Origin of the sequence: Chitinophaga niabensis (assembly GCF_039545795.1) — a bacterium.
In the GTDB taxonomy this organism is placed as follows: Bacteria; Bacteroidota; Bacteroidia; order Chitinophagales; family Chitinophagaceae; genus Chitinophaga; species Chitinophaga niabensis_B.
The window spans coordinates 5,033,729-5,059,447 of the sequence record NZ_CP154260.1 but is presented as its reverse complement, the minus strand read 5'-3'; the positions used below and the strand labels follow the sequence as shown (position 1 = coordinate 5,059,447).

The following is a 25,719-nucleotide window of genomic DNA, read 5'->3' as shown; positions in this document are numbered from 1 at the left end:
TTTCGGATGAAAGCGATCCTGTTTTCTGTTCTTATATTATGTTCAATAGCAGCAAAGTGCCAGGAAATAACCGTTAAGGGAAGGGTAACAGCTGCTGCTACTAAAAAACCTGCCGCAGGCGTGCGGGTGGAAGTGGAGCAATTTTCCGCTGCCATTACGGATAGTGTGGGAGGATATGTAGTGAGGGTACCTTCTTATGATGCCATGATCACGGTAAGTGGTGAAGGATATGATACACGGCGTATTCCGCTTGCAGGAAGGAAGCAGTTGAACATTTCTTTGCTGGATGCTTCCTTTGAATCTTTCCACGAGCCGGTGACCTTACCCCTCACCGTTAAAACAAAAAGAGAAATAACGGCTTCCGCCGGGCAATACAATGTAAAGGGCTGGCAGCAATCCACGGAAACACCGGATGCTATTCTGCAAGGCAGGATCCCCGGTTTGAATGTGATACGCCGCTCTGGTGTGCAGGGCACAGGTGCCAATCTTTTCCTGCGGGGATATAATTCGCTGTATGCTACCAATAAGCCATTGATCGTAGTGGATAATATGCTGTACGATGCCAATGATTACGGTCAGAGCATCATTGCCAATAATTATACCAACCCGCTTGCACTGATAGATGTAAGGGATATAGATAACATCACCGTGCTGCGGGATGCCTCTTCCATTTATGGCGCAAAGGGAGCGAATGGTGCGATTGTAGTGACAACTTCCCGCAGTGCAGAGCAAGCTACTAAAATTGATTTCGGTGCCTTTACGGGTTTTAATATGGCCCCTAAGAACCTCCCTGTTATGAATGCAGCAGATTACCGCATTTACCTGGGTGAAATACTGCAAAGCAAAGGTATGAGCAGTGGAGAGATAGCTGCCCTGCCTTATATGATAGATGATCCGGCACATCCGCAATACGCTGCTAACCATTATAATACCAATTGGCAGAAGCGTGTGATGGAGAACAGTATGAACAATAGTTACTTCCTGAAAGTAACAGGCGGTGATAATATTGCTACTTATGGCCTGAGCATGGGGTATACCAAAAATGAGGGCATTGTTAAAACAACAGATTTCTCCAGGTATAGTACCCGTTTCAATGCGGAATTTAATTTCTCACAACGCTTTAAAGGGTATGCGAACCTGGCCTTTACCTACAATGAGCAGAACATGAAGGACCAGGGCATTGCACCTAAAACGGCCCCTGTATATCTTTCCCTCACCAAAGCGCCTTTCCTGCATGATCATGAAGTGAACAGCGAAGGGGTGGAAAGTCCTAACCTTTCCGATGTGGATGCATTGGGGGTGAGTAACCCCTCTGCCACCATCGAAAAAATGCAGGCATTTAATAAATACTATCGTTTCTATGGTTCTTTCGGATTTAAGTATGATATCAACAGTCATTTGAATGCCAGTACCCTGATAGGTGTGGTGTACGATAAGGTGCGGGAGAACTTTTTTGTGCCGAGTGTAGGTGTCACAAAGGATACACTGGATAATAATATCGCCAATAACAGGCTGGGTACACAGGTGAAACGTTTATTCTCTGTTTACAATGATACCCGTTTGGAGTACAGTAATACTTTCAACCGTAAACATCACCTGGCTGCGAGGATCGGTATCCGTTACCAGAATAATGATACGGAAGAAGATTACGCACTGGGTTTCAATTCCGCTACGGATGAACTGATCAGTGTGCAGAATGGTTTGGCGGAACTGCGCCAGGTAGGTGGTGGTATCGGGGAATGGGTATGGCTGAATACTTACCTGAACGCGGATTATAATTTACATAACAAGTATTTCCTTTCCCTGAATGTTGCGATGGATGGTTCTTCCCGTTTCGGCAAACAGGCCACGAACGGGATAACCATCAGCGGCAGTAAATTTCCGGTGATGCCTTCGCTGGGTGCTGCATGGTTAGTGTCCGCTGAATCCTTCATGGCTAATAGTGCTATTGATCTGTTCAAACTCAGGGCTACTTACAGCATTACCGGGAATGATGATATTGGTAATTATACCAGCCGCCAGACCTATGGGTATCAGAACCTGCTGGGCATGCAGGGGCTGGTAAGGAATGGTATTGCCAATCCTGCCCTGCAATGGGAAACTACCCGCAAAATGAACCTGGGGCTGGACCTTGCTTTCTGGAATGAGCGCCTTGGCATTACACTGGAAGGTTATTCCAATCAAACAGACAATATGCTGGTGTATGAATCACTGGCCGATTTCACAGGCTTTAAAACCATCCTCACCAATAACGGTAAAATGAAAAATACCGGCTGGGAAGTAACATTGAACACCAGGGTACTGGATGCGCCCAAAGTGAAATGGGACCTTGGGTTTAATGTAAGTCAGTATAAGAATGAAGTACTGGCCGTGCCCAACGGTTCTTTCACTACCAACTTTGCAGGGGCTACTTTGCTCACTGCGAACGGAAAACCGGCGAACCAGTTTTACGGATATACCACCAACGGTGTGTACGCAACAGATGCAGAAGCAGTTGCAGCCGGCTTGAAGATCGTGAACCCAGATGGTTCCGAAGCTGCGTTTAAAGGAGGCGATATCAAATTCACAGACAGGAATAATGATAAGATCGTCGATGAACAGGATAGGTCTGTGATCGGTGATCCTAATCCTGCTTTAACAGGTGGTATCACCAGCAGGGTACAATGGAACCGTTTTGAACTGAACCTGCTGTTCACATTCAGCCAGGGAAATGATGTGTTCAATTATGTGCGCTATAAACTGGAATCAGCAAGCGGTGTAGAGAACCAGCTGGAAAGTGTGAACAACCGCTGGCGTCACCAGGGGCAGTTAACCAACAGCCCTAAAGCTACCTGGAATGATGTAATGGGCAATAACCGTTTCAGCGACCGCTGGATAGAAGATGGTTCCTATTTGCGCCTGCGTTCCGTTGCAGTGCAATATCATATTCCCATCCGCAAAGGGGTGATCAAAGGCGTAACAGCATATGCTACGGGTAATAACCTGCTGACCTTTACGAAGTATAAAGGATATGATCCTGAATTCAGCCTGGGTACAAGTTTGTTTGCACAGGGTATTGATACAGGGCTGGACCCCATTTTCAAAAGCGTAACACTGGGTGTACGCATAGGCTTATAATGTTTAATAAGAAACTGATACGAATATGAAGAAGCTTTTAATTGCAATTTTGGTCGTGACGGGCTTTGTTTCGTGCAAAAAGATGCTGGATGTAAAACCCAAAGATGAGTTGGACATCAGCCAGATGTACCGTAACGTATATGATGCGGATGCTGCTGTGGTGGGGATCTATGGAAAGTTCGCCGGTCTTGCTGAAAGGTATGTACTGCTGAATGAACTGAGAGGGGACCAGTTGGAGTATACGGACAATGCGGATACCTGGTTACGCCAGCTGAGCACACACACGGTTACTGCAGATAATCCATATGCCAGTCCGCGCCCGTTTTATGAGCTGATCATTAACTGCAATGATGTGCTGAAGAACTTTAACATCATGAAACAGGCTAACAAGCTGAAGGAATCAGAATATGAACAACGGTATGCTGATATACTCTGCCTGAGGGCATTTTTATACCTGCAACTGGGCATCCATTATGGATCAGTACCTTATGTAACCGATGCACTGGAAACCCTGGATGCATTAAAGGATGAAAAGAATTTTCCAAAGCTGCCTTTTACAGTATTGCTGGATAGTTTGATCAATGAAACGGAAAGGCTGACTTTTAAAAGTGAATATCCTACAGGTGCTACGCTGAACATTACAGTGGATGGATATCCTACCACCAAATGGTTTATCAATAAAAAATGCCTGTTAGGTGATCTGCATTTATGGAAAGGCAACTATACACAGGCGGCAACTTATTACCGGCAGGTAATGGAGTTTGCTACCACGGGTACTCCCGGTGGTGCTTATTATTCTATGTATAAAGTAGGCTGGGATAACGTGGATACGGACCATTACATCAACTATGGCCGCCCCGGTGATGCCACTACTTTAAATACTACGGCTTACTGGCGTATGATGTTTGAAAAAGCTATGAACACGCAGGCCTTCATCAGGGAATGGGTATGGGCCATCCCCTTTGACAGCAAGTTCAAACCGGTGAATCCTTTTGTGAAACTCTTTTCTCCTATCGGCGGCGAATACCTGGTGAAACCTTCCAAAGCTGCGATGAACTATTGGGAAAGCCAGCAGCAAAGAGCTATATCGGCTACCGGTATTAATATGCCGGGCCTGCCTTATGATGCAAGAGGGTTGCTTACCTGGAAAGAAATTGGTGGGCAACCGGTGGTGATGAAGTACCTGTACAATTATATCAACAACAGTACGAACCTGCCTTTTAATGTTTTCCAGAAAAGCGGTAAATGGTTCCTTTACCGCCAGACGCATTTGCATATGCGTTTTGCGGAGGCGGCTAACCGTACGGGCCGTCACCGGCTTGCCTGGGGTTTATTTAATGGCGGTTTTGAAGCTGCTTTCAGGGCTCCTGCGAGTAATGTTACAGACTATCAGAACACGCTCTATGATTCCTACCCCTATAATTTCGATGCCAGGAACAGCGGTTCTTCTGGGATCCCTTATTACCGTGGGGACTGGTACCGCAATGTGGGCATCAGGAGAAGGGCGAATGTGCAAGACATTGTAGTGCCTGCGGCAGATAGCCTTTTACAGATAGAGAATGACCTGATCATGGAAACAGCATTGGAGAATGCTTATGAAGGTACCCGCTGGCCGGACCTGTTAAGGATAGCCCTCCGCCGCAATGAACCTGCATTCCTGGCAGATAAGATCTTTGATAAACTAACGAGGGATGGTATAGCCGGGGCTGCTGAAGCAAGAGGGCGTTTGATGAATCCTGCAAACTGGTATTTACCATTTAAACTATAATTATTATGAAACCACTATTGTTTTTATTAGTTTCCTTACTGTGTTTGCAGAATGTTTCCGCACAGGATTATCTGAAATCAAATTTCAGTACATTCCAGGAGAAGGTGACGATCCCTTTTATGTAAGCGCACTCGGGGGGTAATGTTACAATAGCTATTGAACCTTTTATAGAGAATAATTAGAAAAAAATTCCTGAACATAGTGAAACGGACCCATCTTATTTTACTGACCTTATTTTTATTTGAAACCGCTACGGCCCAGGTAAAGTGGCCGGTGATCACCCAATCCGCCAAACCCTGGACCAGGTGGTGGTGGGAAGGCAGTGCTGTAGAGAAGTCTGGCTTAACTGCCGCCATGACCCAATATGAAAAAGCCGGTTTAGGCGGATTGGAGATCACACCTATTTATGGGATAAAAGGCAAAGAGCAACAGTTCATTCCTTTCCTTACACCTAAGTGGGTGGAGATGCTGCGGTTCACATTGCAGGAAGCAAAACGGCTGAACCTGGGGATAGACATGGCTACCGGGACCGGCTGGCCTTTTGGCGGGCCCTGGGTAACAGATACCGATGCCAGCAAGTATGTTGCTTTTAAAAAGTATGTGTTGTCATCCGGTGAACAGTTAACAGAAAACATCGTTTACATCCAGGAGCCAATCATCAGGAGCGCCAATCTCAAACCGCTGCCGAAAGACATTGTATTGGTTGAACCGGTGGCAGCCAATAAAGACTTACAGGGATTGGCTTTGGACCAGGTACGTTATGCCAAACCATTACCCCTTATCTCCCTGATCGCTTATAATGAAAAGGGGCAGTTCACTGATATCACCAACAAGGTAGATGCGGAGGGAAAACTAAACTGGACAGCACCATTCAATGCCACCATTTATGCCCTCTTCCAGGGATGGCATGGAAAAATGGTAGAACGCGCTGCACCCGGCGGTGAAGGATTGGCGATTGATCACTTTTCCTCTCCGGCCATAGATCATTATCTTGGATATTTTGATAAAGCATTTGCAGGGCATGATCTTACTGTATTGCGAAGTTTTTTCAATGACTCTTATGAAGTGGATGATGCACGCGGCCAGGCTAACTGGACGCCGGATCTTTTTGATGCCTTCTTTAAGAAACGCGGGTATGATCTCCGGAAGGAATTGCCTGCTTTGTTTGCAAAGGATAGTTCTGCCAAACATCTCAGGGTACTGTATGATTACCGCATGACCATCTCTGATCTGTTACTGGAGCAATTCACCAGGCCCTGGCATCAATGGGCCAATGCCAAAGGAAAACTGATCCGTAATCAGAGCCATGGTTCTCCTTCCAACATCCTCGATCTCTACGATGCTATTGATATTCCTGAAACAGAAGGAACGGATATCCTCCGTTTCAAATTTGCCACCTCTGCTGCGAATGTGAGTGGGAAACCGCTGGCATCTGCAGAAGCAGCAACCTGGTTAAATGAACATTTTCAATCTTCCCTGGCTGATGTGAAACTGGCGATTGATAAATACTTTGTGGGAGGGGTGAATCATATTTTCTATCACGGCACTAACTACTCTCCGCAGGAGGAAGTATGGCCGGGATGGTTGTTTTATGCCGCAGTACACTTTACACCGGCGAATCCTTTCTGGAAGGATTTTGGCGCGCTGAACAGTTATGTGGCAAGGTGCCAGTCGTTTTTACAATCAGGTAAAAGTGATAACGATGTGTTGTTATATTTCCCGTTCCATGACCGTAACAGTCAGCCGGGGCGTGAGCTGCTGCATCACTTTGATGGCATGGAAGGGTTTCATGGCAGTAAGTTTGAAGAAGCCGGGCAGGAGTTGCTGGAAGAAGGCTACACCTTCGACCTGATCTCTGACCTGCAATTACAAAAAGCCAAAGTAGTGAATGGAAAGATCCAGACAGCTGGCGGACAACTGTTTCAGACCATTCTGCTGGCGGATGTAAAATACCTGCCGCTGGAAACGTTGGATAAACTGGTGGAACTGGTGAAAGCAGGCGCTGCTGTAGTGATGTATGAAAACCTGCCACAGGATGTGCCGGGTTATTTTCAGCTGGAAGAAAGAAAAGCGGCATTTAAAAAGAAACTGCAGGAACTCTCTGCTTCTAAAAACACTTTCCTCAACAATCATTTATCTGAACTGATGAAAGCGGCGCATGTACGGCAGGAAACATTTAAACACCTGCAGTTTGTACGCCGCGCTTATAACAACGGGCATTATTATTTTATCAGCAATACAGGTAAAGATCCTGTTGCGGATTATATCACCTTAAGTTCCAAAGCAAAGGGTGCTGCATTGTTTGATCCTATGCTGGAACGGAAGGGTGTAGCGGGTGTTAAAACGGCTGGCGATGGAAGATTGCAGGTATATGTGGTTTTAGAACCGGGAGAGAGTTGCATTATTCAAACGGGGAGTTTTACGGGGGAGGGTTTTCCTTATACCGCACCTGCCGGGAAGGCAGAACTTATTACGGGCAAGTGGAGCCTGAAAGGCCCTGTATCTGCTAATATGGATGAGCTGGTTTCATGGACTACTCTCCCTGAAGCACAATATTTTTCCGGCACCGGAGAATACATTATCCGTTTTAAAAAGCCTGTAGGTAAAGCAACTGGCTGGGAATTAAATTTAGGCAGGGTAGAAGAAAGTGCGGAAGTATTCCTCAACGGAAAACGGTTGGCTACACTTCTTGGCCCTGTGTATAAACTGACCATTCCTGCTACGGAAATTAAAACAGACAATGAGTTACGGATAGCGGTTACAAACAGTATGGCTAACCGTATCATTGACCTGGATAAACGCCGGGTGGAATGGAAGAAATTCTATAATATCAATATGCCTGCCCGCCTGCCTGCCAATCGTGGTGCGGATGGATTGTTCACTGCTGCAGGCTGGACGCCGAAGGTATCCGGTTTGTTGGGCCCTGTTACTTTAACGCCGGTTAATTATATTAAGAGATGAAGAAATTGATAATCCTTTTTCTGGTGTTCCATACAAATGCAATAGCACAGATCAACCGAAAGGAGGTTGTACAGCGTCATACCGTGCATATCAGTAAGGCAGATCCCTTGTCTTCCCTTTCCGTAGGTAATGGAAATTTTGCTTTTACGGTAGATGTTACGGGCCTGCAAAGCTTTCCGGAATATTATGCCGCCGGCGTGCCATTAGGTACGCAATCCGTGTGGGGCTGGGAAACTAAGCCCGGAAATTACCGCTTTGAGGAAACATTGAAGGATTATGATCTTGCGGGAAGGAAAGTTTCCTATTCCGTACAAACAAAATCACCTGCCGTGGAATATTTCCGCGCTAATCCGCATCGTTTGCAATTAGGGAATGTGGCGATGGAGATCACTAAAAAAAATGGGTCCCTCGCTGTGTTGCAGGATATTCAGAACATCGATCAGCAGCTGGATGTATGGACAGGGGAGATCAGCAGCCGGTTCACGGTGGAAGGAGATACGGTGAAAGTGATCACTGTAGGGGACCAGTTGGAGGATGGCGTAGCTTTTAGTATTACCTCTTCCTTGTTGCAGCAGGGGCGTTTGAAAATACGTTTACGCGTACCGGAACCTACGGGGCAATGGAAAGATATGGGGGTGAACTGGGGAAAGGAAGATAAAGAGAAACCTGTGGAATCTGTTTTGTATGCAGCCCCCATGACTATTGGCAACGCAAAACATTTCATACAGGTTTCCGCTGCCGGACGTATGCGGCGTACAAAACAAACTGTGTGGATCATTCCGAAGAAACAGAAGGTATTTGACCTGGTGCTGCGCTTTTCTTCGCAGCCATTAGCTGCTGCCCTCAATACATTTTCATCCATTCGATCATATAACAGCACAGCCTGGGCCAGATTCTGGAACAGTGGTGGTGCTGTGGATCTTGCAGGGAGTACAGACCCAAGGGCGCATGAGTTGGAAAGGAGGGTTGTGTTATCACAGTACCTTACTAAGATACAATGCTCTGGTGGTTTCCCGCCACAGGAAACAGGGCTTACCTACAACAGCTGGTATGGCAAACCACATCTTGAAATGCATTGGTGGCACGCGGTGCATTTTGCACAATGGGGCCGGCCGGAATTGATGGAGAGAAGTCTTGACTGGTATTTTAAAGTAGCAGAGAAAGCAAAGCTGCTGGCAAAACGCCAGGGCTATGAAGGCTTACGCTGGCAGAAAATGACAGACCACGAAGGCAATGAATCCCCTTCTTCCGTTGGCGCTTTCCTGATCTGGCAGCAACCGCACTTTATCTATATGGCGGAAATGCTGTACCGCCAGGATAAAAAAGCTTTGCAGAAGTACAAAGATCTGCTGTTTGCTACGGCAGATTTCATGGCATCTTACCCTACGTTCGATCCGCAAACAAAAAAATACAACCTGGGAAAAGGATTAATTCCTGCACAGGAATGTTTTGATCCGCTTACCACGTTTAATCCAACATATGAACTGGCTTACTGGCATTGGGCTTTGAATATGGCGCAGCAATGGCGCAGAAGGCTGGGCTTGCCAAGAGACCCCAAGTGGCAGCAGGTAATAGACAGCCTGGCTCCCTTGCCGCAAAAAGACAAGGTATACCTGGCTACAGAAAGTACACCGGATTGTTATACCAATGAACGTTATCTGGCAGACCATCCTGCCGTACTGGCGGCCTTTGCCACCATCCCTGCTGCGAATAAGTTGGATACTATTATCATGAAGAACACTTTGAAAATGGTATGGGACAAATGGAAATGGAACAATACCTGGGGATGGGATTTTCCTTTGGTAGCCATGACGGCTGCAAGGCTACACTGGCCGGAAAAAGCCCTGGATGCATTGATGATGCCCATCCGCACCAATACTTATCTCTTAAACGGACATAACTACCAGGATGAAAGATTAACGATCTACCTCCCCGGAAATGGCGGATTGCTCAGTGCTGTGGCAATGATGTGTACAGGAACGGATGCTGACCGGCGGGGTAATATTGGTTTTCCTCCAAATGGTAAATGGAAAATAAAATGGGAAGGCTTGCAAAGAATGTTTTAGTGCTTCTGCTCTTTGCCCTTGCAGCATGATAAAGTATTATATTCATTGTTGATACACACAATTAACGGCTTTAACCTTAGCAAGATGAAAAAGATCTGTTGCGCACTTTTTTTATTACTGATGATGCAGGCTGCTACTGCTCAGGATTCAGTATATCTCTTTTCCTATTTCAAAGACAATGGGCAGGATGGTTTGCATCTCGCTTATAGCATGGATGGCTATACATGGAAAGCTCTTAAGAACGACCGGTCTTTCCTTACGCCAACAGCCGGAAAGGATAAGCTCATGCGCGACCCCTGCATCATCCGTGGCGCAGATGGTAAATTCCATATGGTATGGACGGTGAGCTGGAATGAGCAAAGCATTGGTTATGCTTCCTCCGATGACCTGATCCATTGGTCTGCACAGCAGGATATTCCCGTAATGGCAAAGGAGCCAGATACACGGAATTGCTGGGCGCCTGAAATAACTTACGATGCAAAGAACAAAACATACATGATCTACTGGGCCACTACTATCCCGGGGAGGTTCAAAGCAGGAGAAGGAACTGGTGACGATCAGTATAATCACCGGATGTACTATGTGACTACCAGGGATTTTAAGCAGTTCAGTCCTGCAAAACTTTTATACGATCATGGCTTCAATGTAATTGATGCCACTATTGTTCCTAATGGCAAAGAATACATCATGTTCCTGAAAGATGAAACAAGAACGCCGCCGCAGAAGAACATCCGTATCTCCACCAGTAAGCAGTTGGCAGGCCCTTACAGCAAACCCTCTGCGCCCATTACCGGGAATTACTGGGCAGAGGGCCCTACGGTTCTGAAGATGAAAGGAAAGTGGCTGGTATATTTTGATAAGTACAGAGATCATAAGTATGGTGCCATTGAATCCACTGGCGGGAAAAACTGGACAGATGTAACAGATAAGATCTCTCTGCCAAAAGGCCTGAGACATGGAAGCATATTCGTGGTAACAAAAGATGAGTTTAATAAATTAAATCAGTAGCATGTACAGGTTGATATTTTTTTTATTGCTGGGCCTTCCGGCAATGGCACAGGTGAAACTTCCCGCGATCATCAGTGATAATATGGTACTGCAGCAGCAAAGCACCGTTACACTATGGGGATGGGCTAAACCCGGGGAAGCCGTGAAAGTAGAAGCAAACTGGTCAAAAGGGGCTCAAAGCACAAAAGCAGACGCAGCAGGTAAATGGGCAGTGCGGATGAAAACAGGTAAAGCAGGCGGGCCTTATACGTTACGCTTCAATGATGTAGAAATAAAGAATGTATTACTGGGAGAAGTATGGCTGGCATCCGGACAATCCAACATGGAATTTGTGGTAGTACGGCAGAATAATAATTACACAGGTGTATTGAACTACGAGCAGGAGATCGCGGGTGCCAATTACCCCAACATTCGTATGATAGATGTTGGGAATAAAGTGGCCAATGAACCGCAGGAGGATTTTTCCGGTAAGTGGAAAGTATGTTCCCCGCAAACAGTAGATACCTTTTCCGCCGTGGCTTATTATTTCGCGAAAGAGATCTTGAGAGAAACAGGTTATCCCGTTGGTATCATCAATTCCACCTGGGGCGGCACACCGGCGGAATCCTGGACAAAACAGGAAGTATTAGAGAACGATAAAGATTTCAAAGTGATCATGGACCGCTTCCGTCAGCAGTTGACAGAATACCCGGAAGCGATTGCCAAACATAAACTGGTAATGGAAAAGTGGCGGGCAGATACCAGCAGCAAAAAAGGTGCAGCACCCAGGGAACCCATGGGGCCTAACAACAGTAAAGGACCCTACAAATTATACAATGGTATGATCGCGCCGATCGTGAACTATACTTTGAAAGGTGTGATCTGGTACCAGGGAGAATCCAATTCGGACCGTGCTTATCAATACCGCCGGCTTTTTCCGGCTATGATAGACAGCTGGCGGAAAGACTGGAAGAACGAAAACCTGCCTTTCTACTTTGTGCAGATCTCTCCGCATCGTGGTCAGAGCCCTGAGATCAGAGACGCACAGTTCTATACTCACAGGACCGTGAAACATACCGGCATGGTGGTAACCACAGATAACGGCGATTCACTGGATATCCATCCGCGCAATAAAAAGCTGGTGGGAGAAAGACTTTCCCGCTGGGCTTTGAAGTATGAATATGGGAAGAAGGTGGTTGTTTCCGGGCCTTTGTATGCCGCTTCCAAAATAGAAGGTAATAAGATACGTATCTCTTTTGACCATGCAGATGGTTTGCAGGCAAAAGATGGTCCCTTACAGGAATTTATGATCGCGGGAAATGATCAGCAGTTTGTTCCCGCAATGGCAAAGATAGAAGGGAATACGATCTTGGTATGGCATGATGGGGTACAGCAGCCTGCCGCAGTACGTTTCGCCTGGAGGAACTTCCCGCATCCGAATCTTTTTAATAAAGAAGGCCTTCCGGCATCGCCCTTCAAAACGGATAACTGGAAGCAAACCACAGAAGGAAAGAACTAAACATGAAAATACTCTTCACGATCCTGATCACCTGCGCAACGCAGTTACTGCATGCGCAAAACCTGGCCTGGGCAGATAAAGTGGGGGCGGTTAGCTTCCCTTCCTCCAAAAAGGTCTTTACCGCGAATGACTACGGCGTGGTAAGTGATACTGTTACCATCAATACAAAAGCCATTCAGAAAGCAATTGATGATTGTGCCGCAAAAGGTGGGGGTATTGTAGTTTTTAAACCGGGTGCTTATGTTACGGGTTCCATCTTCATCAAAAGTAACGTACACCTGCGTCTTGATAAAGGCGTGACCTTGCTGGGTTCACAGGATTTTGCAGATTATCCTGACCTGGATACCCGTATTGCCGGTATTGAAATGAGATGGCCTGCGGCGATGATCAATATCCTCAATGCAAAGAATGCAGCCTTAACCGGCAGCGGCGTGATCAATGCAAGAGGCAAGTTCTGCTGGGATAAATACTGGCGGATGCGTAAGGAAGAGTACGAGCCTCAGGGCCTGCGTTGGATCGTAGATTATGATGCTAAACGGGTGCGTACCATCCTGGTGCAAAATTCCGCAGATGTAACGCTGAAAGAAGTGACCGTGAAAAATGCCGGTTTCTGGACAGTGCAATTGTTATATTCCACCCGCATTACGGCAGATGGATTGATCATCCGGAATAATGAGGATGGGAAAGGGCCCAGCACAGATGGTATTGATGTGGATTCTTCTTCCTGGGTATTGATCCAGAACTGTGATATTGACTGTAATGATGATGACTTCTGCCTGAAAGCTGGAAGGGATTGGGACGGACTTCGTGTGAACCGCCCTACAGAATATGTTGTGATCAGGAAGTGTATTGCCCGTAAAGGCGGCGGCCTTTTAACACTGGGCAGTGAAACCTCTGGCTGCATCCGTCATGTATTGGCTACAGACCTTATTGCCAAAGGAACGGGCAACGGATTTCATATTAAATCTGCCACCACCCGTGGTGGTATTGTAGAAGATATCTATTTCCGCAACATTACGCTGGATAGTGTAGGTAATGCTTTCCATTTCACTATGAACTGGAACCCTACGTACAGCTACTCCACGCTGCCGGAAAAGTTTCATCCAGACTCTATTCCCGCACATTGGAAAACCATGCTGCAAAAGGTAGACCCTGCAAAGGGCATCCCGCATTTCAGGAATATTTATGTGAGCAATATTAAAGCAGTAGGTGTAAAACGCATCATCAGTGCGGCTGGTCTCAATGCCTCCTTGCTGGAGAATTTCCAGTTCGATAAAATAGAGATCGAAGCCAATACTATGGGCACAATAGATTTTGCACAAGGCTGGAAGATCACTAATTCAAAACTAAAAGCAACGGATAACAAACCCATCAGCGTTACGAATTCCCTATCCATTCAAACCGGAGAATAATGAAAAGTACTTTCATCCTGTTATACCTGTTTGTTAGCCTCAGCGCATCTGCCCAACGGCAAATGGAGTGCCTGGACCGTGGGGTGGTAGCTATTTCCATGCCTAATGGCAGTAATTTCATCAGTTGGCGCTCCCTTGTATCCGATGAAGAAAGAATAGCCTTTTCCGTTTACCGGGACGGTGAAAAGATAAATGCAAAACCCATTACCGATGTAACATCATTTGAGGATATGACTGCTGATACTGCAAAGGCCTACAACTATGAGATCAGGGCAGAGAAAGAACGCAGTAAAATATTTAAGAAGAAAGCAGGCGGGCAGCCTTACATATCTGTCCCGCTGCAATTACCTCCGGGTTATCATGCCAACGATGCATCTGTAGGAGATGTGGATGGCGATGGAGAATACGAGATCATCCTGCATGTTGCCGGCAGAGGTAAAGATAATTCACAGGCAGGTATTACAGACCCTCCTGTATTTCAGGCATACAAACTGGATGGTACATTACTGTGGACGATCCGGCTTGGCAGGAATATCCGCGAAGGGGCACACTATACACAGTTCATGGTGTATGACCTGGATGGGGATGGTAAAGCGGAAGTGGCGATGAAAACAGCAGATGGTACGATGGATGGTGTGGGGAAAGTAATTGGTGATTCCTCTAAAGACTGGCGGAATGAAAGAGGATACATCTTAGCCGGTCCTGAATTCCTCACGGTCTTCAGTGGACTAACAGGGGCAGCTTTGGCAACGGTGAATTACATTCCGTCACGGCATACCTCATTACAACCTATGGGTAGTGAACTAAAAGAGGTATGGGGCGATGGAAATGGTAACCGCGTAGATCGTTTCCTTGCCTGTGTTGCTTACCTGGATGGTAAACAGCCCAGTCTGATCATGTCCCGCGGATATTATACCCGTACCGTGCTCAGTGCATGGAATTTCCGCAACGGGCAACTTACGCCACTCTGGACTTTTGACAGTGATGAACCCGGAGGTGCGAACCGTGCTTACAGGGGGCAGGGAAATCATAATCTCTCTGTAGCCGATGTGGATGCAGATGGGAAAGATGAGATCATATTCGGTGCCATGACCATTGATGATAACGGAAAGGGATTGTATTCTACGGGGCTCGGACATGGCGATGCCTTACATGTAACAGACCTTGATCCTGCGCGTCCGGGGCTGGAGGTATTTGATATACAGGAACGCTTCGGGGATGCCGGTGCGAGTTTCAGAGATGCGCGTACCGGAGAAGTGATCTGGAAAAAAGCTTCCGTGAAAGCAGGGGATGATGGGGAAGGCCCCGGCCGTGGATTGGCATTGGATATTGATCCCCGGTATCCGGGTTACGAATGTTGGGTAGCAGGTGCCGGTATCATGGGGCTTTTTGATGCAAAAGGGAATAAGATAGCAGAACGCACACCGGCCTGTAACATGGGCATCTATTGGGATGGAGATGTGCTCAGTGAAATACTTAACGGCACTTCCGTAGAGAAATGGATGTATGAAACCAGTACAACCACCAAACTGCTGGAGGCCAGTCGATATAACTGTGTACGCAATAACGGCACTAAATCCAATCCTGTATTGTCTGCTGATATTTTGGGCGACTGGCGCGAAGAAGTGATCTACCGCACAACAGACAGTAAGGAGCTGCGCATCTTTTCAACTACCATCCCCACCAATAAAAAATTCTATACGCTCATGCAGGATCCGCAATACCGATTAAGTATAGCCTGGCAGAATGTGGCATACAATCAGCCTCCGCATACCGGTTTTCATATGGGAGAAGGGATGAAGCAGCCACCCAAACCAAATATTCAGTTATGCAGATAAAAATTTGGATGCTATACCTAGTAGCATCTTTTGTTCAAGTAAAAGAAAGACCGGTGCTCTTTATCATCGGTGATTCTACTGTGAAAAATGGCAGTGCACAACAATGGGGCTGGGGCAGTTTCCTCGCTGATCATTTTGATTCCACACAGATCAAAATAGAAAACCATGCCATCGGCGGAAGAAGCAGCCGCACTTTTATCACAGAAGGAAGATGGGAACGTATCCTGGCAGTACTGAAGCCCGGCGATTATGTACTCATTCAGTTCGGGCATAATGACGGCGGTGCGCTGGACGATACTTCCAGGGCCAGGGGCTCTATCAAAGGCATCGGGGATGAAAGCAAAGAGATCTACAACCCCATCCGCAAACAGCAGGAGGTGGTATACACCTATGGTGCGTATTTGCGGAAGTATGTGACAGATGCCAAAGCAAAAGGCGCTATTCCCATTATCTGCTCTCCTGTTCCAAGGGATAACTGGAAAGAAGGAAAAGTGAACCGCGCTAATAATGATTATGGTAAATGGGCGAAAGAAGTAGCTGTTGCCACGGGCACTTTTTTTATCGACCTCAATAATAACATCGCAGATAAGTATGATGCCATGGGGGCTGAAAAGGTGAAACCACTTTTTATCGGGGACCATACCCATACCAGTAAAGAAGGTGCTAAGTTGAATGCCACTACAGTGGCGGAAAGTTTAAAACAGATAATTATATGAAATACGTACTCCTGGTATTATGCCTGCTCAGCCAGCTGGCTTCTGCTCAAAATAAAAAGGAAGTGCTGAAAGCCATGCGCATCACCAATCAATACTTCATGCAAAAATGGCCTGATCCCGGTAAACCTACTTTCACCAATAAAGAACGTCCCTCCAATCTCTGGACACGCGCGGTATATTATGAAGGGCTGATGGCTTTGTACAGCATCGATAAGCAAAAGTCTTATTATGATTACGCAGTAGCCTGGGGCGAAGCACATAAATGGGGCCTGTGGGGAGGGCCGCAGGTAAGGAATGCGGATAACCAATGCTGCGGGCAAACTTACATCGATCTTTACCTGCTGGACAAAAAAGAAGAACGTATCCGTGATATCAAAGTATCCATGGATAATATGAAAGCCTCTGCTAAAATTGATGACTGGTGGTGGATAGACGCATTGCAAATGGCCATGCCGGTATTTGCACGGCTGGGTGTGATCTATAAAGACACGAGCTATTTTAACCGCATGTACGATATGTATGTCAATACAAAGAAAGGTTTGTATAACACCGCAGATCATTTGTGGTGGAGAGATAAAGATTTTATTCCTCCCTATAAAGAACCGAACGGAGAAGATTGTTATTGGAGCAGAGGTAACGGCTGGGTGGTGGCAGCCCTGGTGCGGACACTTTCCTTAGTCCCTGCTTCTGACCCGCATTATGCAGAATATTTACAGGATTACCGGGATATGCTGCAGGCGCTGCTTCCCATTCAACGTACAGATGGTTTCTGGAATGCCAGTTTGCATGATGCCAATAACTACGGCGGCAAAGAATTAACAGGTACAGCCTTGTTTGTATATGGTATGGCCTGGGGCATCAATCATAAAATAATAGACCGAAAAGCCTATCTGCCGGTACTGCTCAAGGCCTGGGATGCTATGGTAAAGGATTGCATTCATGAGGACGGGAAGCTGGGATACATGCAAAGTACAGGCAAAGAGCCTAAAGATGGGCAGCCTGTTACCTATGATAAGATCCCGGATTTTGAGGACTATGGCCTGGGTTGTTTCCTGCTGGCAGGCAGCGAAGTGTATAAGCTCAAAAACCGGTAAGCACTGCTTGCCGGTTTTTGTTAACTATTTAATAATCATTTCTTCACATTGCGGTTAACCAGGTGCAGTATCATTGGCGAATAAACAAATCGCTTATGCACGTTAAAAATTTACTTTCTCTTTTAGTAATTGCCACATTATTCGCTTGTAACGGAGACAAAGATGCCCCCTTCTTTGTTGACGAAGACCCCGCTACTTTTGCTTTAGTTAGTACAATAGACATCGGTGTAAAACCAACTAAACCCGGTGCCGCAGAGATCTCTGCCTACGACCCCATCACCAAACGTCTCTTCACGGTATCCAATATTGAAGGCGATAATAAGATCGTAGTGATCGATTTTAAAGATCCTGCTAATATGAGTGTGATCAAGACCATTGATGTGAAAACTTATGGCGCTGTGAACAGCGTATCTGTTTATAATGGTAAAATAGCTGCGGCTATTGAAGCCATCAACAAACAGGAGAACGGAAAAGTAGTAGTATTCAATACCAGCGACTACAGTGTAGTGAAAGTAATACCTGTAGGTGCATTGCCGGACATGGTGACTTACAGCCCGGATGGTGCTTACATCCTCACAGCTAATGAAGGTGAACCCAATGCAGATTATACCAATGACCCTACCGGTTCCGTGTCTATCATTTCTGTAAATGATAACTACAGCGTGGTGAACCTGGATTTCTCCGGTTTTGCTACCCAGCAGGCTGCACTGGCCCTGAAAGGTTTGAGGATCGGTGGTTTGAACACCACTTTCGCAAAAGATATGGAACCTGAGTATGTAACAGTTTCCCCTGATTCTAAAACAGCCTGGGTTACTTTGCAGGAGAACAATGCGATTGCTAAGATCAATATCTCTACTAAAACCATCACGGATGTTTTCCCGCTTGGTTTTAAAGATTACAATACGGATGCCAATGCCATGGACCTGAGTGATAAGGACGGCGGCTTCCTGCCAAAGAAATATAAAGTGAAAGGTACTTACATGCCTGATGCTATTGCCGTATTGATGAGCGGTGGTACGCCTCACCTCTTTACTGTTAACGAAGGTGATGCGCGTGAATATACTGCTTACACAGATGTGAAAAGACTTTCCAGTCAAAACCTGGACCCTGTTGCCTTCCCTGATGCAGTTGCCCTGAAAACAGAAGCGCAATTAGGCCGTTTGAATATCTCTTACAGATATGGGGATACAAACGGAGATGGATTGCTGGATGAAATATACTCATTAGGTGCCCGTTCCTTCAGTGTTTGGAATGGTAACACCGGCGCACAGATCTACGACAGCAAAAACGAGTTGGATGCAAAAGCCAATGCAGCCGGTATTTATGATGATGGCCGCAGTGATGATAAAAGCATTGAGCCGGAAGGTATCACCATCGGTGTAGTGGGAAAAAAAACTGTTGCTTTCGTAGGTCTGGAAAGAGTAGATGCAGTAGCGATCTACGATGTATCTAATCCTGCAGCACCTGTTTTCTTACAAATGGTGAAAGCTGGCGATGCACCTGAAGGTGTATTGTTTATTGCTGCAAAGGATAGTCCTATTAAGAAGAGCTTACTGGTAGTGAGCAGTGAAGATGATGGACTGATAAAAGTTTACAAACCGAATTCGCTGTAAATAATATCTCATGCTTACAATCAGGGCCTGGTGTTTACCAGGCCTTTTTTATTGGAAGTGTTGATGATTAATGGCTGGTGTTTATCGGGTTATTTTTGTTTGTGCGTTTTCCATTGATGTCCTGATATTAGCATTTCTGTACTAATGATTCTTCTGCAGATAGTCCTTTTTATATTCCAGTGGTTTCTTTCCAGTGATGGTCTTGAACTGGTGATTGAAATGGGATATATTGTTATAGCCGCATTCATAGCCTATTTCCGCCACATTCTTTTCATCCTCCACCAATAACTTACAGGCATAACCAATACGCACTTCCATGAGGAACTGCACATAGGTTTTCTTTGTTTTGTTCTTGAAGAAACGGCAGAAGGAAGGGCGTGTCATGTGCAGCAATGTAGCTACTTTATCTAAAGAGATCTTCTGATGATAATTTTTGAGTGTGTATTCAAAGATAAGTTTGATCCTTTCCTCATCCGGGTTTCCGGGAGATTGAATGAAACCTTTGGAAGATAAGGGTACCGTTTCTTTACTGTCCGCCACTTCCTGTAACAGCCATAACAGGTGCACGAGTTTTTTGCCGGGAGAATCTTCCAGCATCTCTTCGATCATGGCAGCGGCAAGTTCTTTTGTTTTGCCTTCCAGCTTCAGTCCTGTGTTAGATTTGGCGATAATGTGCTGGATGGACTTTGCCTCCGGTAATTCGAGGAAGTGATGGCCCATCATGGCAGGCAGGAATTTTACGCAGATGGTTTCCCCTGATTCCATAGCTCCTGCTTCATGCCGGAAACAATGTGGCAGATTAGGGCCCAGCATCACTACATCTCCATTCTGAAAATGCCCGATGTGATCTCCCACCAGCCAGGTGCCGGTGCTTTTGCGGATGTAAAGGAATTCAATTTCGGCATGATAATGCCAATTGTTCAACATGCTCTCCCCCGAGTCTTTACGAACAACAAAAGAGTTGTCCGGCGTGGCCGTCATCTGACGCAATACTGGTTTCATAACGATGTTAATATAGCGCAATTAATTGACCTGAAAGCGCGTCCAAAATTGGTTAGGTTTCAATAAGTTTGTATCCGTAGTCAATACTACACTAAATTTCAGAATATTCATACTTGTTAGCGGGAAAATTCAATTTTCTCCATTTTTGTAATATACTCACATGAGAGCATTGATCTGCAGCGCACCGGGACTCCTGGAATACCAGGATATTGAAGGCCCGGAAATGAAGAAGGACCATGTTATTATCCGCATCCGCAGAACGGGTATTTGCGGAACAGATTTTCATGCTTTCAAAGGAAATCAGCCCTATTTCAGCTATCCACGGATCCTGGGCCATGAGCTGGCAGGGGAACTAACGGAAGATGTGGAAGGTTTCGTAAAAGGGGAGATGGTCACCTTCATCCCTTATTTTCATTGCGGCCAATGTAATGCCTGCCTTCGAGGAAAAACAAACTGCTGTGTACAGATGAAAGTTTGCGGTGTGCATGTGGATGGTGGCATGGTAGATTATCTTTCCGTTCCAACTGCCTCTCTTATAAAAAGCAATGGCCTGAGCGCAGATGAACTGGCGCTTGCAGAGCCACTTGCCATAGGTGCGCATGGTATAAGACGTGCAGCTATCGAACCCGGGGAATCCGTATTAGTGATGGGAGCAGGGCCGATAGGTTTAGGATTAGTAGCCTTCGCAAAAATGGCCGGTGCAGCCGTAACTGTTTTTGATCTGAATAAAGAACGACTGGCCTTTTGTGCAGAGCATTTAGGTGTAAATGTTACCAGCGATCCGCAGGGGATAGTAGCAGACGCAGTGATAGATGCTACCGGAAACCTGGCAGCCATCAATAGTGGATTGCAGTACCTGGCACATGGCGGGCGTTATGTATTGGTAGGTTTGCAGAAAGAGGTGCTTTCTTTTTCCCATCCTGAACTGCATAAACGGGAAGGCACTATTATGAGCAGCAGGAATGCTACCCGCGAAGATTTTGAACAGGTCACCCAGGCAATAAGGAACAAAACAATAAACCCGGTGCGCTTTATTACACACCGGGTTCATTTTTCTGAACTGAAAACTTTGATGGAAAATTTTCCTTCAGACAGTATTAAAGTAATGGTAGATTATTGATAAGTAGTGAACACTACTTTCTCTACGATCACACCTAATCTTTTTAAACCTGAATTATCTGAGCTGAATTTCTTTTCCCCGGTGAACTGATCATATAATTTAGGATCGCCGGTGTTCACAGCACGGAAAAGGATTTCTACCCCTTTTTTATCCAGTGCGCCACCCTGCCAGCTATCAGCAATACCGCCATTGGTCCATTCGAAACCATTTACTTTAAAGGGGCGGGTGTTCACCTTCGTTACTTTTTCAATGGGGTCCCCGGGTTTGATGCCGAAGGGAGGTTTCCATTTAGAGCGTTCTTTGCCGAACATAATGGTTTTGGAGGAATCGCCATTGAAGATCACTTCCATTTCATCGTCTGTATCCGGATAGATCACCCAGGCTTTGCCGGCTGAGTTGCCGTCCAGGTCATTTACTTCCCTGAGTTCCATATTCTCTTTGCCATAGATCTGCTGTAACTGGTCCGGTGTGGTGATCTGGAAGATCACGCGTACATCCCAGTTGCGGGTATCAGCAGGTCCGGCTGCCGGGTTTCCGCTAAGGGCGGCCTGTGGCTGATCTGTAACAGGAGCGGCGGCAGGTACTGTACTGCCCGGAGGGAGATTTACCGTAGCTGTGGTTACTGCCTGCTGATTGGCAGGAGGAGCCACCATTACGGAGATCACTTTCGGAATAGCACCTATCTTGATCAGTTCTGCTTTTTCTTCCACCAGGGCTTTGGTTTCACCTTTGTATTTATTCACCACATATGTAGCTACGGGGAACACGTTCCCGGATTGCAGGTTCATGGCCCTTAAATTTGCGATGAGGGTCTGGCGGTTACAGTCACTGAACTGGAACAGGTATTTGAGGGCCGCATCCAGGGCGGCGGGATCTTTCTTTAATTCCTGCATGGTTTTGTCGATCTCCAGGCCACCGGAACCGCTTCTGTTCATTTGCTCGGTTACAAATACCAGGGCGGGGTCGTTGAGCTTCAGGAACTGGGTGGCCATTTTGGTGGAAATATCTTCAACAGCCGATTCTGTGAGTTTCTGGGCATTTGAGACCAGCGGTAAGATCGTAGCAAGGAATAATAAAAACCGTTTCATGTATGATTATTTCTAAATGTTAGAGAGTTACCAATGGATATTAACGTACAGGATCACTAAATTATGCAATATTTACCTTTTTAGGGGGCAGTTTGACCCCTTCAGCAGTATTATCTGCAATTCTCATGCCCTTTCGGGGCTGATAGCATATTAACTTTTGAGGTAGCTTAGAGGATAGATACGGTAATGATACGGTGATCTTATAGGATTGATTTTTGGACGGGCAGGTAATATAATACCAGACAGGCCTGATTTTTCCGTATTGCGTAAATGGAATTTCCGAATTGATTAGTGGCCGCCCTCCGGTAGGATTACTTTTGCGGTGAATTGAACTAAAACACTGGTTATATGAATGTACGACTTTTCTCAATGATCACCTTGTTTACCCTGGCCTGCTCCCAGGTATTTGGCCACGCCCTTTGGATTGAAACAAGCCCTACCGGTAAAAAAGGACAGCCACAGGAAGTACGTGTTTTCTGGGGTGAGTATGCAGACAAAGATATTTCTCCTGTGGATAAATGGTGGTCAGACACCAAATCCTATACGCTTACGCTGATCACGCCAGATAAAAAAGAGATCAAACTGACCTCTGCACCAGGTTCCGATCACTATAAAGCAGTTTTTACGCCTGAAAGTGATGGTGTATACACTGTGCTGTTGCAACACTCTGTGAAAGATGTGTATAATGGCAGCAGGCTGGATTATCATTCCAGTGCAGCTGTAGTGGTAGGTAAAAGTAATACAGGCGGTGATGCTACTGCGAACAAAAATCCCATCAGCATTTATTCTATTGCAAAAGGCACTTATAAAGTGAATGAAAGCATCACCCTGCAAGCGCTGTTGGATAAGTCACCTGCCGGTGATAAAGAAGTGGAAGTGTTTGCACCAAATGGCTGGGGTAAGAAATTATGGACAGACAGTACCGGTTCTGCTAAATTTACACCCATCTGGCCTGGCCGCTATTTTGTAGAAGTAGCTGTAACAGATGAGAAAGCCGGTGAACATCATGGTAAGGCTTTTCAGAAAGTTTGGCGTTGTGCTACTTACTGCATTGAAGTAACGAAATAACCAACTAAAGCAATAGACCCCATTATCCCTCGTTGATGTGAATCGGCGGGGGATCTTTTGTTTTGAGGCGGAGTTTTTGCCGCGCAGCAGAGGGCGGAGGTTTTTTATTTTGAGGAAAGGCTGGCCTGCGGGATCTTTTCTTTGAAGAAGAAAGCAGATCGGCGGCGGCATTTTTTTATCAGGAGGAAAGCCCGCTTTCATTTTTTTATTTCTGCAAAAGAAAAAGGCCTCCCGGTTACTGTAGTGCCCCCAAAAGTGTCTAAACTTTTGGGGGCACCATATACCAGGAGGCCTTTTAAAACTATTTCCGCAACAATGCCGTTGCACACCAAAGAACGGGTGCCTGGCCGTGCATATCACCCACCAGGCGTTTCCTGTCCAGGTAATATTGATGATCATTTTTCATGTTGGTACCTTCGCACACTTCACTGATATCAGCATTCGCATCGATGTAAGTGATCAGTTTCAGCCATGCTTTACGTGCAGCGGGGCCATATGTTTTCTTATCCAGCCATCCTTCTTTCACACCTGTGATCATGGCAAAAGTGAACATACCTGTGCAGGATGTTTCCGGCCAGGAGGTAGGATCATCAATCAATTGCCGCCACATGCCATCTTCCGCCTGGTACTTCAGCAGAGAAGCCATCATGTTTTTATAAGCCGCCATAATACGCGGGCGGTTTGGATTGTCTTTCGGAACAGAACGTAATAATTCACTCATCCCTGCAGCCATCCATCCATTACCACGGCCCCAGAAGAAAGGAGCATTGGGAGCATGATAGAAAAGCCCGTTCGGTTTTTGCAGGGAATCCAGGTAAAGGATCATTTCATTCGCTGCTTTATCAATATAAGAACGATCTCCCGTAGCGCGGGTTGCCTGCGACTGTACTGTAGTGATCATGAACATATCATCAATCCACAGCCTGGTCTGCCAGGTATACCCTCTTTTATAGAATTCGTGGGAAGCAGGTATTACCCTTTTACCTTCCGGCGGCCCCCACTGTTTATCCGCAATGCCTTTGCCCAGTTTAAGATAACGGGCATCTTTTGTTTGCTGGTAAAGTTCCAGGGGAACGGCACCAAAAACGGTATAATCCACATGGTCCGGAACAGGGATCAATGTATCCTGCGCACCGAACAAAGGTTCAAAGCGATCAGCCAGTTGTTTGGCCATGGTTTTATCGCCAGTCACTTTTGCGAAAGTAAGCGCACCATACCAGGCACATGTTTCAGGATAGGTGATCACTTTGGGCGGAACCGGTCTGCCGAAGTTGGGATGTGGTGAGGCAATAAAACGGTCTGCCACCCTTTTGCCAATCTCCTGCGGTGTAGCCCCTTTAGGAAAGTTGGTCAGGTCTCCATCTTTTTGTGCCATGCCGGCTGTGCTGATCAATAAGCTGGACGCTGCCAGCCAGAAAGAGAAAGTTGCTGTTTTCATATCGTGAATTAAGAGGCTTCTAAATTATGCAAACGATTGCGCAAAACCTAGATTTTTCATGCGTAAAACTACGTGAAATGCAAGATCAGGGGTAATACGTGGTATTTTACCAAAGCGTGATATTATCTTTACATCGCTAGTCAAAAAATAACTGTTTGTTTGTTGATTCCAATCCCCCTTAAGTAAATGCGTACTTCCCCCGAGTGCGCATTTCTTTTTAAAAGAATATTTGACCGATTGGTATAAAATGCTACCTTTGACTTATTATGTCAGGTAGAAATAAAGAATTTGATGAAAGATCGGCCCTTGCGGATGCAACAGAAGTGTTCTGGGTGAAGGGCTATGAATCTGCTTCCACGGAAGATCTCCTGCAGGCCATGGGTATTAATAAAGGCAGCATGTACAATACTTTTGGCAACAAACGGGAATTGTTCCGCCAGGTGTTTGATGAGTTCTCCAAAAAAAGCGCTGTCCGTATCAAAGCTACTTTCGACAAACATAAAAACCCCGTTGATGCAGTGAAGGAAATGTACCGGGATGTAACACGCCCTGCAGATCCTATGGAACATCAGAAGGGTTGTTTCTTTATAAAGATACTGAGCGAGATGAGCGGCATGGATGAAGAAATGGCTGCAATAGCCCGTCAGAAGATGCTGGAGGTGGAAGCCATCTATCTGGTTTATATGAAGAAGGGTATAAAGGAAGGTTATCTCAAAGGAAATATCCCACCGGAAACTTTAGCCAAATACCTGATGAATATGTGGAACGGTATCAGTATCTCCCGCAGGATCTATGGGAAAAAAGACCTGGAGAAAATGGTGGAACTGAACCTCGAAATTTTCAAAGGAGCATGATCTCCTTTTTTTAGCACTAATATTTGACCGATCGGTATAAAATTAAAATCGCAACAGT

17 protein-coding genes are annotated in these 25,719 nt (G+C 46.0%); 14 read left to right on the top strand and 3 right to left on the bottom strand.

Features of this window, described 5'->3' with window-relative positions; translation table 11 throughout:
* Positions 1-6 precede the first annotated feature (6 nt).
* The 11 genes from AAHN97_RS20045 to AAHN97_RS19995 all read left to right on the top strand — a co-directional run bounded on the left by AAHN97_RS20045 (position 7) and on the right by AAHN97_RS19995 (position 19,091).
* On the top strand, positions 7-3,117 hold the full coding sequence (locus AAHN97_RS20045; RefSeq protein ID WP_343303860.1) for a SusC/RagA family TonB-linked outer membrane protein: 3,111 nt from the start codon (positions 7-9) through the stop codon (positions 3,115-3,117).
* A 25-nt stretch (positions 3,118-3,142) separates the two neighbouring features.
* Positions 3,143-4,885 (top strand): RagB/SusD family nutrient uptake outer membrane protein, encoded by a 1,743-nt coding sequence (locus AAHN97_RS20040; RefSeq protein WP_343303859.1) that lies wholly within the window; start codon positions 3,143-3,145, stop codon positions 4,883-4,885.
* Positions 4,886-5,086: 201 nt separating this feature from the next.
* Complete coding sequence (locus AAHN97_RS20035; protein WP_343303858.1) at positions 5,087-7,846, top strand: glycosyl hydrolase; 2,760 nt, start codon at positions 5,087-5,089, stop codon at positions 7,844-7,846.
* Entirely contained in the window at positions 7,843-9,912 is a 2,070-nt protein-coding gene (locus AAHN97_RS20030; RefSeq protein ID WP_343303857.1) for a hypothetical protein, read from the top strand. The genes AAHN97_RS20035 and AAHN97_RS20030 overlap by 4 nt, the downstream gene beginning before the upstream one ends.
* 84 nt (positions 9,913-9,996) lie before the next feature.
* On the top strand, positions 9,997-10,920 hold the full coding sequence (locus AAHN97_RS20025; RefSeq protein ID WP_343303856.1) for a glycoside hydrolase family 43 protein: 924 nt from the start codon (positions 9,997-9,999) through the stop codon (positions 10,918-10,920).
* A 1-nt stretch (position 10,921) separates the two neighbouring features.
* Positions 10,922-12,418, top strand: a complete 1,497-nt coding sequence (locus tag AAHN97_RS20020; RefSeq protein WP_343303855.1) for a sialate O-acetylesterase — start codon at positions 10,922-10,924, stop codon at positions 12,416-12,418.
* Positions 12,419-12,420: 2 nt separating this feature from the next.
* Positions 12,421-13,830 carry a glycoside hydrolase family 28 protein gene (locus AAHN97_RS20015; protein ID WP_343303854.1) on the top strand — a complete coding sequence of 470 codons (1,410 nt, stop codon included), beginning with the start codon at positions 12,421-12,423 and terminating at the stop codon, positions 13,828-13,830.
* A complete protein-coding gene (locus tag AAHN97_RS20010) occupies positions 13,830-15,668 on the top strand; it encodes a rhamnogalacturonan lyase (protein ID WP_343303853.1) in 1,839 nt (612 codons plus the stop codon). Before AAHN97_RS20015 ends, AAHN97_RS20010 begins: the two co-directional genes overlap by 1 nt.
* A 53-nt stretch (positions 15,669-15,721) precedes the next feature.
* The gene (locus tag AAHN97_RS20005; protein WP_343303852.1) at positions 15,722-16,384 is read left to right on the top strand and encodes a rhamnogalacturonan acetylesterase; all 663 of its coding nucleotides are present in this window, start codon (positions 15,722-15,724) and stop codon (positions 16,382-16,384) included.
* Positions 16,381-17,478 (top strand): glycoside hydrolase family 88/105 protein, encoded by a 1,098-nt coding sequence (locus tag AAHN97_RS20000; protein WP_343303851.1) that lies wholly within the window; start codon positions 16,381-16,383, stop codon positions 17,476-17,478. Before AAHN97_RS20005 ends, AAHN97_RS20000 begins: the two co-directional genes overlap by 4 nt.
* Positions 17,479-17,573: 95 nt before the next feature.
* The gene (locus tag AAHN97_RS19995) at positions 17,574-19,091 is read left to right on the top strand and encodes a choice-of-anchor I family protein (protein WP_343303850.1); all 1,518 of its coding nucleotides are present in this window, start codon (positions 17,574-17,576) and stop codon (positions 19,089-19,091) included.
* 141 nt (positions 19,092-19,232) lie between these two features.
* On the opposite strand, the gene AAHN97_RS19990 is transcribed toward AAHN97_RS19995, so the two are convergent.
* Positions 19,233-20,093 (bottom strand): AraC family transcriptional regulator, encoded by an 861-nt coding sequence (locus tag AAHN97_RS19990; protein ID WP_343303849.1) that lies wholly within the window; start codon positions 20,091-20,093, stop codon positions 19,233-19,235.
* Positions 20,094-20,253: 160 nt separating this feature from the next.
* Here AAHN97_RS19990 and AAHN97_RS19985 point away from each other — a divergent pair, with 160 nt between their 5' ends.
* The gene (locus AAHN97_RS19985; RefSeq protein ID WP_343303848.1) at positions 20,254-21,213 is read left to right on the top strand and encodes a zinc-binding alcohol dehydrogenase family protein; all 960 of its coding nucleotides are present in this window, start codon (positions 20,254-20,256) and stop codon (positions 21,211-21,213) included.
* Here the strand turns inward: AAHN97_RS19985 and AAHN97_RS19980 are convergent.
* Positions 21,207-22,301 carry a hypothetical protein gene (locus AAHN97_RS19980; RefSeq protein WP_343303847.1) on the bottom strand — a complete coding sequence of 365 codons (1,095 nt, stop codon included), beginning with the start codon at positions 22,299-22,301 and terminating at the stop codon, positions 21,207-21,209. The genes AAHN97_RS19985 and AAHN97_RS19980 overlap by 7 nt on opposite strands.
* A 348-nt stretch (positions 22,302-22,649) precedes the next feature.
* On the opposite strand from AAHN97_RS19980, the gene AAHN97_RS19975 reads away from it, so the two are divergent.
* On the top strand, positions 22,650-23,369 hold the full coding sequence (locus tag AAHN97_RS19975) for a DUF4198 domain-containing protein (protein ID WP_343303846.1): 720 nt from the start codon (positions 22,650-22,652) through the stop codon (positions 23,367-23,369).
* A gap of 301 nt (positions 23,370-23,670) precedes the next feature.
* Here AAHN97_RS19975 and AAHN97_RS19970 read toward each other — a convergent pair whose 3' ends face one another.
* Positions 23,671-24,807, bottom strand: a complete 1,137-nt coding sequence (locus tag AAHN97_RS19970; RefSeq protein WP_343303845.1) for a glycoside hydrolase family 88/105 protein — start codon at positions 24,805-24,807, stop codon at positions 23,671-23,673.
* A 266-nt stretch (positions 24,808-25,073) separates the two neighbouring features.
* On the opposite strand from AAHN97_RS19970, the gene AAHN97_RS19965 reads away from it, so the two are divergent.
* Positions 25,074-25,661, top strand: a complete 588-nt coding sequence (locus AAHN97_RS19965; RefSeq protein ID WP_343303844.1) for a TetR/AcrR family transcriptional regulator — start codon at positions 25,074-25,076, stop codon at positions 25,659-25,661.
* Positions 25,662-25,719: the final 58 nt, after the last annotated feature.

Excerpts from the sequence above, each read along its gene's own strand:
- AAHN97_RS20045 (WP_343303860.1), top strand. The coding sequence starts at position 7 with ATGAAAGCGATCCTGTTTTCTGTTCTTATATTATGTTCAATAGCAGCA.
- AAHN97_RS20040 (WP_343303859.1), top strand. The coding sequence starts at position 3,143 with ATGAAGAAGCTTTTAATTGCAATTTTGGTCGTGACGGGCTTTGTTTCG.
- AAHN97_RS20030 (WP_343303857.1), top strand. The coding sequence starts at position 7,843 with ATGAAGAAATTGATAATCCTTTTTCTGGTGTTCCATACAAATGCAATA.
- AAHN97_RS20025 (WP_343303856.1), top strand. The coding sequence starts at position 9,997 with ATGAAAAAGATCTGTTGCGCACTTTTTTTATTACTGATGATGCAGGCT.
- AAHN97_RS20020 (WP_343303855.1), top strand. The coding sequence starts at position 10,922 with ATGTACAGGTTGATATTTTTTTTATTGCTGGGCCTTCCGGCAATGGCA.
- AAHN97_RS20015 (WP_343303854.1), top strand. The coding sequence starts at position 12,421 with ATGAAAATACTCTTCACGATCCTGATCACCTGCGCAACGCAGTTACTG.
- AAHN97_RS20010 (WP_343303853.1), top strand. The coding sequence starts at position 13,830 with ATGAAAAGTACTTTCATCCTGTTATACCTGTTTGTTAGCCTCAGCGCA.
- AAHN97_RS20000 (WP_343303851.1), top strand. The coding sequence starts at position 16,381 with ATGAAATACGTACTCCTGGTATTATGCCTGCTCAGCCAGCTGGCTTCT.
- AAHN97_RS19995 (WP_343303850.1), top strand. The coding sequence starts at position 17,574 with ATGCACGTTAAAAATTTACTTTCTCTTTTAGTAATTGCCACATTATTC.
- AAHN97_RS19990 (WP_343303849.1), bottom strand. The coding sequence starts at position 20,093 with ATGAAACCAGTATTGCGTCAGATGACGGCCACGCCGGACAACTCTTTT.
- AAHN97_RS19985 (WP_343303848.1), top strand. The coding sequence starts at position 20,254 with ATGAGAGCATTGATCTGCAGCGCACCGGGACTCCTGGAATACCAGGAT.
- AAHN97_RS19980 (WP_343303847.1), bottom strand. The coding sequence starts at position 22,301 with ATGAAACGGTTTTTATTATTCCTTGCTACGATCTTACCGCTGGTCTCA.
- AAHN97_RS19975 (WP_343303846.1), top strand. The coding sequence starts at position 22,650 with ATGAATGTACGACTTTTCTCAATGATCACCTTGTTTACCCTGGCCTGC.
- AAHN97_RS19970 (WP_343303845.1), bottom strand. The coding sequence starts at position 24,807 with ATGAAAACAGCAACTTTCTCTTTCTGGCTGGCAGCGTCCAGCTTATTG.
- AAHN97_RS19965 (WP_343303844.1), top strand. The coding sequence starts at position 25,074 with ATGTCAGGTAGAAATAAAGAATTTGATGAAAGATCGGCCCTTGCGGAT.